The following is a 16745-nucleotide window of genomic DNA, read 5'->3' as shown; positions in this document are numbered from 1 at the left end:
CCAGGCCAGATCCGCGTCCGCCAGCTCTTCGGTATTGCGGTTGACCAGCCGCACGTCCCATTCCGCGGGCAGCAGGGCCGCAACGGTAATCAGGCCAAGTGGCGCCGCCGGATAGCGCGCCCCGGCCAGGTCGCATGCCGCCTGATAGTTCCAGAATGAATTGGCGTTGAAGCGCGGGAAGATCATCAGGACCTTGCAAGATTCAGTCATCACGCAAGGGTCCATTGTGTCAGGGATCGGCTACGATCAGGACAGATGCCTTCCGCTCCATTCCGGGAGATGGCGGCATTACGCATGGTGCAGTTCGACAGGCAGGGCGGCATGGGGTGAACCCCTTTCGTAGTGGGATCAATTTCGTGACCGGGAACGGTTTCCATGGCCGTTGCAGGCCCTTGTGTATTGTTGCCTGCCCATGCCGGATAACAGGTCCGCCACGAATGCCCGGATGCGGCGCGACCCGCCTGGAAGGCCCGCGTCATTAACCTTGCGGCGGGCCGGGTGGCAGCCGTCCTGTCCGTGGCGACCGCGCCGACAGCCTTTATCCCGGTTATCCGGGGAATTGCCGCAAACCGGCGGCCAGCACGGGAAGGCCGCCCCTGTATTGCGGACCTTGGCGAATTTTACTGTTTATGGAGGTTTTCAATCGGGAATAATCCATAATGCTGCGTTTGCGACAAAGTATTTATTTATTTTTTTACAAGGATATGGAGCGGGCGACAAGGCGATGGCCTGAAGATTGGGATTTATTAATCCGCATCACGGATGCAGGAAGGATGGCGGTCCGGAAACCTTGTGGGTCCGGGAAGTTGGGGAATGCAGGCCGACTGTTCGGCGGTCTGGCCGTTCAGGGCGTTGCGGGCGGGTGATGCGCCATAAATTACCGGATTGCCCTGCTGACCCATTGCCGCTGGACGGCGCATTCATGTGCCAGAAAATCAAGCAGTGCCCTGAGGGCCGGGACAATGCCCCGCCTTGATGGAAAAACCGCATGGATGATGCCAGCCTGGGGATGCCAGTTGGGCAGGAGAGGGACCAGGCGCCCTGCCTTGATATCCTTCCACACCATCATGGTGGGTAGCTGCACGATACCGTTGCCGATAAGGGCGGCCTCGCGGAGGACCGCCATGTCATCCGTGACAAACCTGGGTTCGTGAAAGACGGTCGCGGTCTGTCCGTCCCGATTTTCCAGGGTCCAGGAATGGGTGCCGGGTGCTGTGTGGAAATCCATGCTGGCGAACGCGGCAAGGTCGGCGGGCGCGGTCGGCGGCGTGCTGACAAGTTCCGGGGCCGCAACGAGGCATTGGGTGCTTGTATCGAAAACGCGCATGACAAGGTCGGATGTCTCAAGGGGCGGAAATCGCACGCGAATGGCGAGATCAAATCCTTCCTTCAGCACGTCAACGCGTCGATTGGTACTTTCAAGATGCAAGGTTACCGCCGGGTGCCGTTGCATGAAGCGGGCCAGCAGCGCACCGAACTGGAAATTGAGCAGGGCTACGGGACAGCTCAGGCGGATCACGCCACAGGGTTCGCTTTGCAGTTCCGCAATGGAGCGTTCGGCCAGATCGGCTTCTTCAAGCAGGGCTGTGCAATGCTCGTAAAATCTGTTCCCGGTTTCCGTGATCTTGAAATGGCGTGAGGACCGCTGGATCAGCCGCGTGTGAAGGCGGTCTTCCAGCGCCTGGATCCGGCGGCTCAGGAGGGATTTCTGCAACCCCGTCGCCCTGGCGGCGGCGGAAAAGCCGCCGTGACGGACGACCTGCACGAAATAGTAGAAATCATTGAGATCCCGCATTGTTCCATCAGTAGAACGCATCGTTCGATCTGGCAATCTTCATGAGACGATCAGGCGGTCGCATATTCAGGGTCGAGGTAGCAAGGAGCATCACCATGCAGAAGCAAATTCTCGGCCGCTACGGAAACGATCGCGGCCACTGGGTGGGGGACGGTTTCCCCGTCCGGTCCCTGTTTTCGTATAGTGACTTCGGCAGGCATCTCAGCCCGTTTCTGCTTCTGGATTATGCAGGGCCGCATCAGTTCCAGCCGACACAGTCCCGCCGCGGGGTTGGTGAACACCCCCACAAGGGCTTTGAAACGGTCACGATCGTCTATGATGGCGAGGTCGAGCACCGTGACTCTTCGGGCGGTGGCGGCGTGATCGGACCGGGCGATGTGCAGTGGATGACCGCCGGACGCGGCATACAGCATGAGGAATATCATTCTCCCGCATATGCCAGATCGGGCGGCGCGTTCCGCATGGTCCAGCTATGGGTCAACCTTCCGGCAAAGGACAAGGGCGTGCCTGCTGGCTACCAGACCCTGCTTGCGGCGGACATCCCGAACGTGGCCCTGCCGGACGGCGCGGGACACCTGCGTATCATCGCCGGGGATTATGACGGTGCGCATGGCCCGGCCCGGATATTTTCACCGCTGAACGTGTGGGATGCGGTCCTGCATCAGGGGCGGCACATTACGCTTGACCTTCCCGAAGGGCATAACAGCGCCATCGTCTCGCTGGAAGGAAAACTGATCGTGAACGGTGCGGAGGAACTGGGCAGCGCGCAGTTCGTCCTGCTGGGGACGGCGGGAACGCAGGTGAGCGTGCAGGCGGCGGTTGAGTCGAGTTTCCTGGTCCTGACCGGCGCGCCGCTGAACGAACCGATCGCCGGGTACGGGCCGTTTGTCATGAATACGCAGGAAGAAATCCAGCAGGCGATCAATGACATGCGGACCGGCCGTTTCGGTGTCATTGCCAAGAACTGACATGCCGCGATGTGCCCCGTACCGGAACCGGCGGGGCACTTTCCTACGCGCAAGAAAGGAGTATCCGGGATGAACAGACCTTACGTACGCCTCGACAGGGACGATGTTGCCGTCCTGCTGGTCGATCACCAGGCAGGGCTGCTGTCGCTGGTGCGCGACATCGACCCGGACAAATTCCGCAACAACGTTCTGGCCCTGGCGGACATGGCGCGGTATTTCAGGCTGCCGACCATTCTTACGACAAGTTTCGAAAGCGGGCCAAACGGGCCGATTGTACCGGAACTCAGGGAACAGTTCCCTGATGCGCCTTTCATAGCCCGGCCTGGCCAGATCAATGCCTGGGACAACCCCGATTTCGTCGCGGCGGTCAAGGCCACGGGGAAGGGGCAGTTTCTCATCGCTGGCGTGGTGACCGAGGTATGCGTGGCGTTTCCGGTCCTGTCCGCCCTTGCCGAAGGCTATGAGGTTTTTGTCGTGGCAGATGCATCGGGCACCTTCAACGCCATGACGCGCGATGCGGCATGGGCGCGCATGGAGGCCGCCGGCGCACAGTTGATGACATGGTTCGGTGCGGCATGCGAACTGCACCGCGACTGGCGGAACGATGTCGACGGGCTTGGCGCGCTGCTGTCGAACCATATTCCCGATTATCGCAATCTCATCACGTCCCATACGGCCAGCAGGCCGTGACAGGCGTTCCCCGGACATCCGGTTTCCGGGACCATATGGAGGATGCATTGTGGACCAGGATTTGCAGGAACCATTTTTCATGTCGCAGAAACTACATTTCGTTGTCCTCCTTGGCAGCCTTCGCCAGGCATCCCTGAATCGCATGGTGGCTGAAACCCTGCCCCGGATCGCGCCAGAGGGTATCCGTATCTCCCCGCTCGGCTCCGTGGGCGCGTTCCCGCTCTATGATCAGGACCTGCAGGATCGGGGGATGCCGGCCCCCGTTCTTGAAATGGCTGACCAGATCAGATCGGCAGATGGCGTCATTATCGTCACGCCGGAATATAACTATTCGGTGCCCGGCGTCCTGAAAAACGCCCTGGACTGGCTCTCACGCGTGGCGCCGCAGCCACTGGCGCGAAAGCCCCTCGCCATCCAGACGGTTTCACCCGGAATGATTGGCGGCGCGCGGGCGCAATACCACCTGCGGCAGATACTGGTATTTCTGGATGCCTATGTGCTGAATAAGCCGGAAGTCATGATCGGGCAGGCGGCGACCAAATTCGATACCGGACGCCGTGAACTGACGGATCAGGACACGCGCGATTTTCTGGTTCGCCAGATCAATGCGCTCGCGGAACTTGCGCGCGCCATGACATAGGCCTGCCGGTAACGACCATGATAACCGCACAGGGGCGGGGCAACCCCCGCGTCGCCCCCGTCTGGCCTTTCCTGTCCGTGGCGGGGCAGGGCGGGCTGGATATGGAAACAGGGTCAGTCCCTGCCGCACCGCCCCGGTCGCAGGGATGCCATGGCACGAAACACCCCGTCACGCAGAACCAGCGCATGAAGCAGTGCTGCGCCAAGGTGAACCACGATGACGCCGAACAGCGTCAGGCCCAGCCATGTATGCATATGCCGCAACAGGGCGAACAGGGCCGGGCTGTGTGGCAGGATCGGTGGTAGATGTACGCTGCCCCAGAATACAACCGGGTAGGCCCCGGCGGACAGCATGGCCCACCCGGTCAGCGGCATGGCGACCATCAGGGCATAGAGCAGGATATGGGACCCCTTTGCCGCCATACGCTGTATGGCGGGCAGGGTGCCGGGAAGTGGGGGCGGCGCGACAAGGAAGCGATTGCCAAGCCGAATAACGGCCAGCGCCAGGATGGTGATGCCTGTTGGCCGATGTAGCGAAAGCAGGGTGTCATAAGCCGCCCCTTCCGTCGCGGCCATGAACACGCCGACGAACAGCATCGCAAGGATCATGGCGGCCATCAGCCAGTGCAGGAGCCGTGCCAGGGCCGAAAAGCGGATGACGGCGTTCATGACGGGCCTCCCGTGGCAACCATGGCCGGGGTGATGGCGCTGGCGGGTTTCCTTTCGCCCGATCGCAGTGTGAAGGACCGCATGTAGGCGGCGGATCGCGCGGGAAGGATCGGGTCGTCGGATGCGGTTATTCCGGCCGGCAGTACCGTCGGGTCATAGGTGATGCCGGTGCATGGGCCGTTATCCTCGCTCTCGGCCCTGTCCAGCGTCAGTGTCCCGGCATCGATCCTGCGGCGGCTGGCGGGCCAGGCGCGTGTCGGGTCGGATGTGGGATCGGATGGCTCACCCGTCGTGATGACAAGGCGCCACTGTAACGGCGCCTGATGCAGTGCCGCGATCAGGTCTTCGAACAGGTAGTCTGGTCCCGTGCCCGAAGGTGCGGCGCGGGGCGGCGTAACCGGAACCATGGCCCAGCGCACCGGCGCCGATACGCCGTTCATGCCAAGGAGCCGGAATGTATCGAGGCTGAGATAGGTATCGTCAGCAAAGCCGGACGTAATGGTCCTGCCGCTTACAAGGGCCACGGCCCCTGCGACTTCCGGATGCGTTGACATGAACGGGCCAACGCGCGCCGGGTCCGGCCTGCCCGTTGCCGGGTCCGGGCGTGTGGCCAGCAGCAGGTCATGAAATTCCTGCGGTGTGCGCGCGATAAAAACCGGGATGTCGTTGAGGCCCATGCGCCATTCCTGGCCATCGGGCGGCAGGATGCGTAGCGCCATGCTACGGACTTTGGCAGGCGCATCCGCCTGAAATGGCATGCCCCCGCCAGCGCGAAACGACCGACCACGGGAATGTGCCCCGCGTGGAAGACGGAAGCGGTTGAAAGTGCTGCCATCCGGCCATTGCCCTCAAACCAGCCGGTTACGCATATCCCCTTGGCATGGTTGCGGCGAAAGCCCGGATGGCGGCCGTCGACTGCCCCCAGGGCGTCCATCATCGTGGCCTGCGTCAGCCTGTGGGGTGACAGCCACCCGGCACTCCAGGCAAAGGCCCCGCAGAAAAGCGCAAGAATGATGGCTATGAACCCGAGATGCTTTATTGCGGCCTTATCCGTAAGCATAAAACGTTTCATCATTTCGGCTCTGTCGGGCTGGCGTGCCATGGTGACCTCGGGTTTCAGGACCGGTTATCTGCGGGGTAGCCAGATGGGCATGATCAAAAGGCGTGCACTTTATTGGAGAACGCCTGAAGACAACCTGTTGTCCAGAAATAATAAAAATTTACAGGGGCGGGATTTTTAAAAGGACGGCGTTTTATGAAGCGTTTTAAAAAAGATTCACCAAAACTTTTTTATTTTAAGGTGACGCCTGCCCGATGAAACGGCGGATGATCAGGGAACCTGTTTTTTTGGGCGTAGGAATCCGCCGGTCATTACATTTCCATTACCCCACCCGGAGAGGCGTAATGTCTGTCATACCGGGTTTATGAAAATACCGGATTTATCAAAGGTTACACGCGTCAAGAAATATCATGTCGGGATAAGCCTGTTCATCCATTTACGTTTCGTGCCCTGATAAATAAAGGTTGCGTACGGCCCTCATCTGCAAATGGTGGCCTGTTTTCGGGTGTGCCCGGCCTGCTTTACGACCAGCGAAACCGGGTATCAGGGCATTCCATGCGCGAATAAGATATTATGGTACGGGTAGGAACGGCATGAGCGGGCAGGTATTGCCAGTCATCAGCCGTGTTTCCGCCAATAGGGCGCATGATCGCCGGATCAGGATATTCGACCGGCTTGGTCAGGGAGAGACGGGACATGGCGCAGATGAAGCGTTCATCGTCCGGCATCCCCTGACTGCCTTCCGCGCCGGGATGTTTCTGGAAGTGCTGGCGCTCCCCATGGATATGATTGAAAGTAAAGAGAACCCGATAGTGCAGAAAAAGGGTTGGGAATCGTCCGATTAAATAATCGGAATTGTGTCTGAGGTATGACGTGTAACCACTTCGTGTATTACTGTTGATTATGGTTATATTTGTTATTATGTTCAGAAATTTTATAGAATAATGTATATATTTTTATAATAATATAAGGTCAATACATTATAAACTACATGCGATGCACATCATCTGTTTTTATGGACGGAATGATAAACCACGCAAGTTGTGGATGCTTTGCATCAACATCGGCCTTCATGATGATAATAATACTCAATAGCGATTTTAAATTATAAAAAAGCGCTTTTATGGATTTTTTGGAAATATTTTGTATTTCTCCGGAAACCGGGTGAACATGTCGGCGTTTTTTTTGAAGGGCTTTTCATTTTCCATGATTATACAATGAAAACTCTTATTCTCTTTTGAATGGGAAATCGTACCATGCCATTCTTTTTTATAAGATGGGATGCCGCGCATAGGCGAATGCGCCTTCCCTTGGCGCATGATGTAAACGTTTTCTGTACAGGAATGATTTATTCAACACTCCATCCGGTATGTGTTGCATCATTATTTATTTTTTATTTAAAAAAATATGCATTTATATTTTTCATGCGGCATTCCGGAAAACATAATATAAATCCTTCCATTCCGGAAGGCGTGATGTATTTTTATAAAAGGAATGCATACCTGTCCATGGCTCCGTAATACATATCATAATAAAAATAAAATAATGGATAATGGCCTGAAGCCTGTCGCGTGCTTCAGGATCGCAAGATCACAAAGGAAATTCGGGCCGCGAATTCTCCCATGGAGTCTTATGTACCATGCCATCCCAGATCAAAGCATCCCGCCTGGCTTTCAGTGATGAAGATTTCCAGCACCAGGTGCCACAGCGAATTCATCATCTATTTGTCCGTCAGGCCAGTATTCGGCCCGAGAGCATCGCGCTTGTACATAATGGACAGGCATGGTGTTACCGGGACCTGGAAGAACGTTCCAATCAACTGGCCCGACATTTACGGGGTCGCGGCGTACGTGCCGGGACATTGGTGGCGATATGCCTGGATCGCACGCCTGAACTGATCATAACCATTCTGGCCGTTATGAAGGCCGGCGGGGCCTATGTACCCCTTGATCCTGCCTATCCTGCCGAACGCATCGCAATGATGCTTGCCGACTGCCAGCCACCGCTTCTGGTCACGCACTCCAGCCTTTGCATTACGCCAGATTTTTCTGGCTGGCGTCTGGCGCTGGATGTCGAGGCGGGCATGATCAGCGCATGGAGCGCCACGCCCCTTGATGAAGGCGCCAACAATATCGACCTGGCCTGTATTTTCTATACATCAGGGTCAACAGGGCGCCCGAAGGGGGTCGTCCTGCGCCATACCGCAAGCGCGGTTATTGAAGGCCTGGCGGAAACATTCCGGCCTGAAGACCTGGCCTGTAGCGCGGCGACGACCTCGATCTGTTTTGATCCTTCAATACTGGAAATCTTCCTGCCCCTGAGTGTCGGCGGCACCGTGGTGCTGAAACGTGACCTTCTTGAACCTTTCGCACCTACTGAAACGCCCACATGGCTGAATGGCGTGCCTGCGGCGTTTGCTTTACTGGCCCAGGCGCGTCGTATCCCGGATTCCGTTCGGGTCATCAGTGTCGGCGGTGAAAAACTGACGGCGACGCTGGCGCAGGAGATTTATGCAAGATCATCCGTTCAGGCGGTCAGGAATCATTATGGCCCGACCGAGGCAAGCATATGCGCTACCATTGCCCATGTACCGCGCGATGTGCGGGTCGATCCCCCCATTGGCAAGGCCATAGCCGGCGCGCGATTATACGTACTGGATCAGGACGGGAAACCGGCCACGCCCGGCGAAATGGGAGAGCTGTTCATAGGCGGCCCGTTACTTGCCATTGAATACCTGAACCAGCCCGTGCTGACGGCTGAACGTTTCGTGCCTGACCCGTTCATGCCGGAGGGAAGGATGTACCGTACCGGCGATCTTGTGCGGGAAATGGAAGATGGCAACCTGCAGTTCGTGGGCCGATGCGGACGGCTGATCAAATTCCGTGGGTATCGTATCGAACTGGATGAAGTGGAATCCGCCCTGGCGCGCCTTCCGGCTGTCCGTGCGGCGGCGGCCATTGCGGTGGAGGGGGAGGGAAAAACCGAACATCTCGCAGCCTTTGTCGTATCGGACCAGTGCATGACGCTGGCGCAAATACGACGCATGCTGCGCACGATGCTGCCAGATTACATGCTGCCCACACGTCTGACGGTTCTGGATCATCTGCCATTGAGTCCGGTGGGGAAAATTGACCGCGCGGCGCTTGGTGCAATGAAAGTCGATGAAATGCAGGATATCGTAGGTTGTGATACCGCCCTGCGCCCGGTGGAGGAAGTGGTTGTCGGCGTGTTCCGCGATATCCTTCGGCAGCCTCTCCTGACCCAGCATGATGACTTTTTCGATCATGGCGGGGATTCCCTTCTGGCAGAGCAGGCTGCCACACGGCTGGAGGAACTGCTGGGTCATGTCATTCCAGCTTCATTGCTGTATCACGGGCGCAACGCCCAGGCGCTTGCCCCCATCGTGCAGCAACAGGAGAAAATTCCGGGCCACATTACGGTGCTGCAGGCTGATGGGGACAGAACGCCCATATTCTGCCTTCCCGATATTTTCGGCCGTCCCCTCAGCTTTCTTACCTTTGCCCGGCATTTCCGGGATGACCGTCCGGTTTATGGGCTGTCGGCTGTACCGCTGGAGGCCGAACTGATAAAGCGACCTGTTCTGGCGAAACTGACCGCCGCTTATGTAACCGAAATGCGGAAACTGCAGCCGGTTGGCCCCTACGTACTGGCGGCATATTCCGCCGGGGCAATTCCCGCCATAGATATTGCCTGCACGCTGGAACAGGATGGCTGCAAGGTAACATTGATACTGATTGATCCACGGGCGCAGCATATCGCGGTGGATATCCGGGACTGGTTGCGTCGTTACAGGCGGGCGGCCCATACATTCATGACATCAGGGTACCGGCAAGCCCTTGGCTGCATCCGGCAGCGCGACCTGCCGGAATGGATACCTGTGGCCTATCGTGAAATGGCCGTGGCCCTTGTCCGGGCAGAGGTCGACTGGGCGCCACGTATCTATAATGGCCGTACGATCATTGCGATCTGTCGCCCCCGATCACGGTTGACCAATGCGTTATTGCATTTGCGCACGACCATCCTGCGGCGCGCCCCATATGGCTGGGCACGGGTCCTGAAAGGGAAGACCGTTACGGAAGTATTCGATGCCGGTCATTATGACATCATGCGTGACCCGTTCAGCCATAGCCTGCTCCGTTTTGTCAGGTTGCATCTTATATAATGAAGTAAAATGATAATATTTTTATTTCATTACGTAATGGAAAAATAAAGCGTGAAATAATAAAGTAAAGGGCGGAAACCATGAAGCATGAGCATATCTTCCTCCCCATGCCCAAGCATATCCTGCATGGAAACATATGGGTCGAGCGTGAATTTGGTCCTTATCTTGTACAATACGCAGACAGCCTGTACAGATGCCCCGGCGAGGCAGGGATGAACACCTGCCCGCACCATGATGCTGGCATGGCGCGCGGTCCCTACGCGCTGGACCTGAACAATTACAGGGTGCCCGATGCCCAGCGCAAGGCGGACCATGGTATGTTTGACAGGTATTTTGGTATTGCGCGCGTCAACATGGATGTCAGTCCCATTGATGTGCTGGGTGCGTCGTGCATTATTGTAATGTCAGCCTTCATCGGGATCAAGCAGGCTGAATGGTTATACAATACGGACCAGTCACGTGGTATTGTCGATGGAATGTCCACTGTTCTGAAATGGGTGCTGTCATACCATGATCGGGATATGGAACGATCGGGTTCCGACATATTCCAGCGCAGTAATACTGCATTGTCCCGGCCGTCTCCCGGCTCGGACAGGAATAACATGTCTGCGCCCCTTATCCTTAACCGATGGAAGGTCGGGCATCAGATTTTTTTTATCCTCATTCAGGGTATCCTCCTATGTTGCCGGAATATAGCCAATGAACCTGACCAGGAAAAAGTAGATACCCTTGCACGCGATCTGGCGTGCGTTCTGGCGGCATCCCGCTGTGCCATGGAGTTCGCGGGTGACATGCTGCCTGCGGATTATATTTCCGTTGTCCGTCCCCATATGTCGCAAACGTCACCATCCTTTAGCGGGCTTTTCCTTGAAGACCATGCCGTGATGCTGATTGAGTTCAAAAAAATAAACCAGCGCATTGGCGCGGATGGCAGAAGCAGTCTGGTCAGTATCATATCGGAACTGTACGAAGCGCATGCGAGTGTGTGCGAGCATGTAATGGGTAAGAACAAGCAGAGCCTGATGTCGGCCCGGCATAAGGGCGAGACTTTGTCCGCTGCCCATGATTTGCGTAACAAATGGCTGAATCGTGCGACATCAAGATTTGATCCGCCTGGTAAACCTGCCTCCTGTCCCTTTTAACGGAAAATGTGATATCTGGTTTAGGCTGCTATATTAATAAATATACATGGTCGGGAGTCCCGTATCCGGCCCCCGGTTCTGTCCCTGTTTTCCGGTGTCCGGTAATGCCTGCCTGGCGGAAGATGGTTAAGATGCAGCATTTTAAATGACTTAATGGTGGAACACGGGTGGAACTGTCCTGTTTGCCCGAAGGGCCATATGGGCATGGTTGCGGGGAATTCCCCGTGCGTCGCCTTTATTAAAAAATTGCCACCATGATGCGGCCTGACTGTGGGGCAGCCCTTTCATCTTGCGAAAAGAACCTGACCTTGGGGAGCGATCTCGTGATGGATCGTAAGAAAGAAAAATGTCTGGAGAGGATACGATCCCGCCGCGGGAAATCGAACTGAAGCTGCTTTTCGCGCATCAGGCCCGCGCCCTGCTTGACCGGCATCTTGCCGCGACAAGCGGGGACGGGGGGCACAGGACGCATCTTGTCACAACCTATTATGACAGTCCTGATCTGTCACTGTGGCATTCCGGGCTGTCGCTACGCATCAGGCGCGCGGGCAGGCAGCGCATCCAGACCCTGAAAGCCGTCGACGAAGGCAATCAGCTGGCGCTGGATCGCAGGGAGTGGGAATGGGTGGTCAAATCGGACCAGCCCGACCTGTCCGTGCTGGCAGGGACACCTTTCGGGCCACAGGTCACCGCCATGCAGGAAAAACTGGCGCCCGTGTGGGTATCGGATGTGCATCGCACCACGTATATGGTCCACCATGACGGCGCCATGGTGGCGGTCGCCATTGATGAAGGCTGCGTCCGGGCGGGTGATGCATGCGCCATGGTGCGGGAACTGGAACTGGAGATCAGGGATGGCCCGGCAAGAAGTCTTTATGGGCTGGCGCTGGCGTTGCAGGCCGTCGTTCCCCTGCGGCTTGGCGTTCTTGCAAAAGCTGAACGTGGGTATCATCTTCTGACCGGTGCGCCAGCCGCCGCCGTGCGGGGCGGCACGCCCGTGCTGGATGGAAACATGACGCTGGCTGATGGTTTCAGCACCCTGATCCGGTCTGGCCTGGGTACATTGATCCGTAACCAGCCCGCAGCCGGGGCTGGCGATCCGGAAGGCATCCATCAGATGCGGGTGGCCATCCGCCAGTTACGCACCATGCTTCAGATGATCGCGTCCGGGGAGAGCGATCATTCCGTAATCAACCTGTTCCAGTCTGAACTGCGGCGCATCGGGCGCGGACTGGGCGAAGCCCGTGACTGGGACGTCCTGTGCCTGGAGACACTGCCCGCAGCCTTCTCGACGCATGGTGACAATGATCTGATCCGCATGCTGGTGGACGCGGCGCAGGCACAAAGAAGGGTCGCCCACCAGCAGCTTTTCCAGGAACTGGAAACCCCGGCCCTGACAACGCTTGTACTTTCCCTTGCCATCTGGATTGAGGAGGCCGCTTTTCCCCAAGGGGCGGGGCAGGCGGTTTCCCTTTCCCATGCCGCGCCAGAATTGCTTGATCGCCTGGCGCGCAAGGCAGGGAGGAAAGGAAGGCATATTGGCGAACTGTCCCCCGATGAACGGCATGACCTGCGCAAGGCGCTCAAGAAACTGCGATATGGTGTCACTTATTTTTCCGCCCTTTATCCTTCCCGTGTCGTGGAAACCTACGTGCGGCGATGCAGGGCGCTGTTGCGGCATCTGGGGGAGAACAATGACGCGACTGTTGCCGCGACATTGATTCATACACTTGGCGCGGCGCATCTGAAACTGGCCCCGGTTGCGGGCATATTCGCACGCTGGAATGATAAACGTCAGCGTCATGCGCTCCACGCCCTTGTATCAGCGTGGAAAGTCTTTCGCGATACCAGGCCTTTCTGGCGCTGAAAGACGGGGCCGCAGTCCATCCGGTCCGTCTGCAGGCCCCAAGCCGCAACAGGGCAGCGGTAACGCCAGCCGGTTTCCACGGCACTGCGTCAATGACGGGCAGGTTGACGCCACGCGGAAGGGCGCGTATGGGCAATTCCAGACGGGAAGCCATCTGCCGTGTTTCCCGCGTAAGCGTTAACGTCAACCAACGCATTCCTGTCGTGACCTGCCACAACCGGCGGGTACGGCACATGCAGGATGTTAACGTGCAGAACCCGGCTTCATCGACCAGTGTGCCCGCCACGGGCCGTTCGGGACTTTATTTCGGCATTGTCCTTATCGGCGCCAATCTTCGTGCGCCGATTACGGGGCTGGGGCCAGTATTACCCGCCATACAGCATGATCTTGGTTTCAGTGATACAACGGCGGGACTGCTGAATTCCCTGCCGTTGCTGATCTTTGCCCTGCTTTCACTCGTAGCCCCGATCGTGGGGCGGCGGCATGGCCTTGAACGGATCCTTGGCATTTCCCTGCTGGCCATTGTGCTCGGCACGGTCGCCCGGTCCATGGCCATGCCCGGGGCGCTGTGGTTCGGGACCATACTGCTCAGCTCCGGCATCGCCTTTGGCAATGTCCTGCTGCCCGGACTGGTGAAGCGTGATTTCCCAACGCGCGCTGCCGGCCTGATCGGTCTTTATGCCGCTGCCATGGCGGCCATGGCCGGCCTTTCGACCGGGCTGGCCGAACCTGTCGCGCATATGTCCGGCCTGGGCTGGCAGGGGGCGATCGGGCTATGGGCGCTGCCTGCGCTTGCTGCGCTTCTTGTATGGATGCCGCAGTTCCGCGCCCGGCAGCACTACATGTCTTCAGCCACGTCTGGTGGCAGCGCCTTTGTCTCGCCATGGCGTCATCCGGTTGGCTGGCAGGTATCGCTTTTCTTCGCGTTTCATTCACTCGTGTTCTATTCGCTGGTGGACTGGTTTGCATCCTATGCGGCCAGCCGGGGCATATCCCTCTCTTCCGCCGGTTTCATGCTGCTTGTCTTCCAGGTGGTGGCTGTCGCGACAAACCTGGGTAGCGCCCCTGTCATCCGGCGCTTGGGCGACCAGAAATTACTGGGGTTCAGTTGCGGGATTCTGCTGCTGGTCGGTACGGGCGGGCTGGCGTTCATGCCCGGCCTTTCGCTGTTATGGCTGATCTGCGCCGGGTTCGGGGCGGGCATTGCCATGGTTACGAGCCTCTCCCTGTTTGGCCTTCGCACGCGTGACCATCATCAGGCGGCCGCCCTGTCGGGAATGGCGCAGTTCATCGGGTATGCGGGTGCCGCGGCCGGGCCATTGCTGGTCGGCCTGCTTCATGATGCAACAGGTGGCTGGGGCGCGCCGTTCTGGCTGCTGATGGGATCGGGCATGCTGGCTGCGGTTTTTGCCACATTGGCCGGTCGCAACCGTATGATCGGATAGACGCCACCTGCGTCGTGAGGCATGATTGACCATGGGGTTCCGTACCCGCACGGATGGTCGGCGGGGGTACGGGCAAGGCATGGCCTGCTGATGACCGGCTGGCCGGCTTGCGGTCCGGCATGTATGACCGGACCCGGCGGGCGCGGCGCCCATGCGGCGCGATTGCGATGCGCGCCCTGGCCCATCGCACGACGGACATCATACGGTACAGGGCGCTGGCGGGCATGGACCTGCCGCCGGCATGGTGTCAGGGGGCCGTATGGGATAGACCTGTCATGAACCATGATATGCGGGAGCAAGCTACCATTCGTGCCGTTACGTCCATTGATGTCGCCCGGCTGGCTGGCGTGTCCCAATCGGCCGTATCGCGTGCATTTTCCCCCGATGCCAGCATTTCATCGCGTACCAGGCAGAAGGTGCTGGCCGCGGCCGCCAGCCTTGGCTACCGGCCCAACCGCATCCCGGCCATCATGCTGTCGGGCCGGTCATATATGGTGGGCGTGGTCATTGGCGGGCTGGAGAACCCGTTCTATGCCACGGCGCTTGAACGCCTGGCGACCGCCCTGCGTGAAAACGGCCTGCAGGTGCTGCTCATGCATGTGCATGACGCACTGACCCTTGACAGCGCGCTTGACCAGTTGCTGAGCTACCGGATCGACGCCGTCGTCACCTCGCTTGCAATCGGGTCAAAAACGGTGGCGCGGGCATTGTCCCAGCTTCATATCCCGGTTGTCTGCTTCAATTCGTCGCTGGTGGGGCCGTGGATCTCAACGGTCAATTCCAATAATCACGGGGCGGGGGCCGTGGCCGCGCGCCGCATGGCGGCGCATGGCGTGGCGCGTCCGGTCTGGCTGGCCGGTCCCGCCAAGAACGCAGCCTCCCGCGCGCGGGGCGAAGGGTTCCGCCAGGGGCTGCGTGAAGCGGGCCTTCCCGCGACTGCCCTGACCCGCCTGCAGGGTGATGATACATACGATAGCGGGTACGAGGCCATCACCACCCTGCACAGGCAGGGCATCCGGCCGCATGGCATTTTTTCCAGTAACGACATGATGGCCTGCGGCGCGATTGACGCCTTGCGCGAACGCATGGGCCTGCGCTGCCCGCATGATGTCATCATCATGGGATATGATAACATCCCGCAGGCCGCGTGGCGCAGCTATGACCTGACATCCTTCGATCAGCACACGGACCTGATGGTCACGCGCGCCATGGAACTGCTGGATGAAGCCCTTTTGGCGAAAGGCACGCCCCTTTCACGCACCCATGTTGTTGACGCGCAGTTGATCGAACGCGGTAGCACGGCCATCACCGACTGATGGATTAGGGCTTGCGCCCGGGGGGAAAAGCGTCTTGTTTTGCATAGCTATGCAATCCGATCCTTCACCCAACAGGAACGCCGTATGAGCAACCAGAATTTCCGCAGCATCCTTACCGGTTCGTTTTCCACGCCCTGCGCCGATAATCCGACCGTCGCCATGATCGAGGCGGCGTACCGCCATGCCGGCATCGATGCGCGCTATATCAATTGCGACGTCAAGGTCGCGCATCTGGCCGCCGCGGTAAAGGGCGCCGTCGCCATGGAATGGGCAGGCTTCAACTGCTCCCTGCCGCATAAGGTGGCGGTTATCGAATATCTGGATGAACTGGCTGAAGCCGCGCGGATTATTGGTGCCGTGAACTGTGTCACCATCCGTGATGGCAGGCTGGTCGGCGACAATACCGATGGCAAGGGCTTTCTCGCCTCCCTCAGGGATGTGGTTGATCCGGCGGGCAGGACGGTCTTCATGCTTGGGGCTGGTGGCGCGGCGCGGGCCATCGCGGTGGAACTGGGCCTGGCGGGGGCCGCCCACATAACGGTGGTCAACCGTGACGCGGCAAAGGCCGAAACCATCGCGGCCCTGGTGCGCGACAATACCGGCAGTGACGCAACCGGCTGTCCATGGTCGGGAAAGGCCCGCGTGCCCGAAGGGACCGATATTGTCATCAACGCCACGTCGGTCGGCCTTGGTGACGCGCAGGCCATGCCTGAAATCGACCTCGACACGCTGGCGAAGGGCCAGGTCGTGGCGGATGTCATTCCCAATCCCCCCATGACATGCCTCCTGCGCGAAGCCCGCGCACGTGGCTGCACGCCGCTTGATGGCCTGGGCATGCTGGTCAACCAGGGCGTGATCGGCGTGGCGCTGTGGCTTGGAAAAACGCTTGACGCAGGCGTGATGACGCAGGCCCTGCGCGATATTTTTGGCGCGTCCGACGCGGGCTGACCAGCGGTTCTTCTTGGCCACAA

Annotated in this window: 13 protein-coding genes and 1 pseudogene; 10 read left to right on the top strand and 4 right to left on the bottom strand. The window is 58.6% G+C overall.

Features of this window, described 5'->3' with window-relative positions:
• Both CFR76_RS03395 and CFR76_RS03390 read right to left on the bottom strand, forming a co-directional pair.
• Window positions 1–210 (bottom strand): annotated as a pseudogene (locus CFR76_RS03395) (B12-binding domain-containing radical SAM protein); the annotation flags it as partial.
• A gap of 667 nt (window positions 211–877) precedes the next feature.
• Entirely contained in the window at window positions 878–1795 is a 918-nt protein-coding gene (locus tag CFR76_RS03390; protein ID WP_110555804.1) for a LysR substrate-binding domain-containing protein, read from the bottom strand.
• A 95-nt stretch (window positions 1796–1890) separates the two neighbouring features.
• Between CFR76_RS03390 and CFR76_RS03385 the strand changes: the two genes are divergently transcribed.
• The 3 genes from CFR76_RS03385 (at window position 1891) to CFR76_RS03375 (ending at window position 4093) form a co-directional block, all read left to right on the top strand.
• On the top strand, window positions 1891–2763 hold the full coding sequence (locus tag CFR76_RS03385) for a pirin family protein (protein ID WP_110555803.1): 873 nt from the start codon (window positions 1891–1893) through the stop codon (window positions 2761–2763).
• A 69-nt stretch (window positions 2764–2832) separates the two neighbouring features.
• Window positions 2833–3453, top strand: a complete 621-nt coding sequence (gene ycaC, locus CFR76_RS03380; protein ID WP_110555802.1) for an isochorismate family cysteine hydrolase YcaC — start codon at window positions 2833–2835, stop codon at window positions 3451–3453.
• Window positions 3454–3532: 79 nt separating this feature from the next.
• Window positions 3533–4093: an NADPH-dependent FMN reductase gene (locus tag CFR76_RS03375; RefSeq protein ID WP_110555858.1), complete on the top strand. Its 561-nt coding sequence runs from the start codon at window positions 3533–3535 to the stop codon at window positions 4091–4093.
• A gap of 113 nt (window positions 4094–4206) precedes the next feature.
• Here CFR76_RS03375 and CFR76_RS03370 read toward each other — a convergent pair whose 3' ends face one another.
• Together CFR76_RS03370 and CFR76_RS03365 are read right to left on the bottom strand one after the other, a co-directional pair.
• On the bottom strand, window positions 4207–4761 hold the full coding sequence (locus CFR76_RS03370; RefSeq protein WP_110555801.1) for a cytochrome b: 555 nt from the start codon (window positions 4759–4761) through the stop codon (window positions 4207–4209).
• Complete coding sequence (locus CFR76_RS03365; protein WP_244191764.1) at window positions 4758–5480, bottom strand: catalase; 723 nt, start codon at window positions 5478–5480, stop codon at window positions 4758–4760. Before CFR76_RS03365 ends, CFR76_RS03370 begins: the two co-directional genes overlap by 4 nt.
• A gap of 934 nt (window positions 5481–6414) precedes the next feature.
• Between CFR76_RS03365 and CFR76_RS03360 the strand changes: the two genes are divergently transcribed.
• The 7 genes from CFR76_RS03360 to aroE all read left to right on the top strand — a co-directional run bounded on the left by CFR76_RS03360 (window position 6415) and on the right by aroE (window position 16722).
• Window positions 6415–6666: a hypothetical protein gene (locus tag CFR76_RS03360; protein WP_110555800.1), complete on the top strand. Its 252-nt coding sequence runs from the start codon at window positions 6415–6417 to the stop codon at window positions 6664–6666.
• 794 nt (window positions 6667–7460) lie between these two features.
• Window positions 7461–10004 carry an amino acid adenylation domain-containing protein gene (locus tag CFR76_RS03355; protein WP_110555799.1) on the top strand — a complete coding sequence of 848 codons (2544 nt, stop codon included), beginning with the start codon at window positions 7461–7463 and terminating at the stop codon, window positions 10002–10004.
• Window positions 10005–10084: 80 nt separating this feature from the next.
• Entirely contained in the window at window positions 10085–11146 is a 1062-nt protein-coding gene (locus tag CFR76_RS03350; RefSeq protein WP_146222631.1) for a hypothetical protein, read from the top strand.
• A 346-nt stretch (window positions 11147–11492) separates the two neighbouring features.
• Window positions 11493–13013, top strand: a complete 1521-nt coding sequence (locus CFR76_RS03345) for a CYTH and CHAD domain-containing protein (protein WP_110555797.1) — start codon at window positions 11493–11495, stop codon at window positions 13011–13013.
• Between the two features lie 233 nt (window positions 13014–13246).
• Window positions 13247–14458: an MFS transporter gene (locus CFR76_RS03340; protein ID WP_110555796.1), complete on the top strand. Its 1212-nt coding sequence runs from the start codon at window positions 13247–13249 to the stop codon at window positions 14456–14458.
• Window positions 14459–14745: 287 nt separating this feature from the next.
• On the top strand, window positions 14746–15774 hold the full coding sequence (locus tag CFR76_RS03335) for a LacI family DNA-binding transcriptional regulator (RefSeq protein ID WP_110555857.1): 1029 nt from the start codon (window positions 14746–14748) through the stop codon (window positions 15772–15774).
• Between the two features lie 84 nt (window positions 15775–15858).
• Window positions 15859–16722 carry a shikimate dehydrogenase gene (gene aroE, locus CFR76_RS03330; protein ID WP_110555795.1) on the top strand — a complete coding sequence of 288 codons (864 nt, stop codon included), beginning with the start codon at window positions 15859–15861 and terminating at the stop codon, window positions 16720–16722.
• The last annotated feature ends 23 nt before the right edge of the window (window positions 16723–16745 follow it).

Origin of the sequence: Komagataeibacter swingsii, assembly GCF_003207895.1 — a bacterium.
In the GTDB taxonomy this organism is placed as follows: domain Bacteria; phylum Pseudomonadota; class Alphaproteobacteria; order Acetobacterales; family Acetobacteraceae; genus Komagataeibacter; species Komagataeibacter swingsii.
This window is presented reverse-complemented; position numbering and strand designations above follow the sequence as displayed.

Coding starts and splice junctions, on each gene's coding strand:
- CFR76_RS03335 (WP_110555857.1), top strand. CDS start 14,746: ATGCGGGAGCAAGCTACCATTCGTGCCGTTACGTCCATTGATGTCGCC.
- CFR76_RS03390 (WP_110555804.1), bottom strand. CDS start 1,795: ATGCGGGATCTCAATGATTTCTACTATTTCGTGCAGGTCGTCCGTCAC.
- CFR76_RS03370 (WP_110555801.1), bottom strand. CDS start 4,761: ATGAACGCCGTCATCCGCTTTTCGGCCCTGGCACGGCTCCTGCACTGG.
- CFR76_RS03340 (WP_110555796.1), top strand. CDS start 13,247: ATGCAGGATGTTAACGTGCAGAACCCGGCTTCATCGACCAGTGTGCCC.
- CFR76_RS03375 (WP_110555858.1), top strand. CDS start 3,533: ATGTCGCAGAAACTACATTTCGTTGTCCTCCTTGGCAGCCTTCGCCAG.
- CFR76_RS03365 (WP_244191764.1), bottom strand. CDS start 5,480: ATGGCGCTACGCATCCTGCCGCCCGATGGCCAGGAATGGCGCATGGGC.
- CFR76_RS03345 (WP_110555797.1), top strand. CDS start 11,493: ATGTCTGGAGAGGATACGATCCCGCCGCGGGAAATCGAACTGAAGCTG.
- ycaC (WP_110555802.1), top strand. CDS start 2,833: ATGAACAGACCTTACGTACGCCTCGACAGGGACGATGTTGCCGTCCTG.
- aroE (WP_110555795.1), top strand. CDS start 15,859: ATGAGCAACCAGAATTTCCGCAGCATCCTTACCGGTTCGTTTTCCACG.
- CFR76_RS03360 (WP_110555800.1), top strand. CDS start 6,415: ATGAGCGGGCAGGTATTGCCAGTCATCAGCCGTGTTTCCGCCAATAGG.
- CFR76_RS03350 (WP_146222631.1), top strand. CDS start 10,085: ATGAAGCATGAGCATATCTTCCTCCCCATGCCCAAGCATATCCTGCAT.
- CFR76_RS03355 (WP_110555799.1), top strand. CDS start 7,461: ATGCCATCCCAGATCAAAGCATCCCGCCTGGCTTTCAGTGATGAAGAT.
- CFR76_RS03385 (WP_110555803.1), top strand. CDS start 1,891: ATGCAGAAGCAAATTCTCGGCCGCTACGGAAACGATCGCGGCCACTGG.